Here is a 285-nt window from a genome sequence, read left to right as displayed (position 1 = left end):
TCGAAGGAACAACCCGCGTTGTCTATGTTTATGATAAGCTTGAAAAACCAGTAGAGAAATATGGTAATGTTGTTGTTGACTACCAAGATAAGCAAGGCAACACTCTTTCTCCACGTATTGTGGATACACCAGACACATCAGTAGGAACGGCCTACGATACAACTGACCACAAACCGTCTACGATTACAACAGCCGATGGAGCAAGTTACCGCATTGACCCTACAGCTACACAAGGTAAAGAAAGTGGTAGAGTTGTCGAAGGAACAACCCGCGTTGTCTATGTTT

1 protein-coding gene is annotated in these 285 nt (G+C 43.9%); it reads left to right on the top strand.

Annotated features, from left to right (window positions below; all coding sequences use genetic code 11):
• The coding region (locus tag HMPREF2984_RS09765) for a MucBP domain-containing protein (protein WP_180363949.1) at nt 1-285 on the top strand (285 nt) is incomplete at both ends.

Source organism: Streptococcus sp. HMSC066E07, assembly GCF_001814695.1.
GTDB classification, from domain to species: domain Bacteria; phylum Bacillota; class Bacilli; order Lactobacillales; family Streptococcaceae; genus Streptococcus; species Streptococcus hominis.
This window is presented reverse-complemented; position numbering and strand designations above follow the sequence as displayed.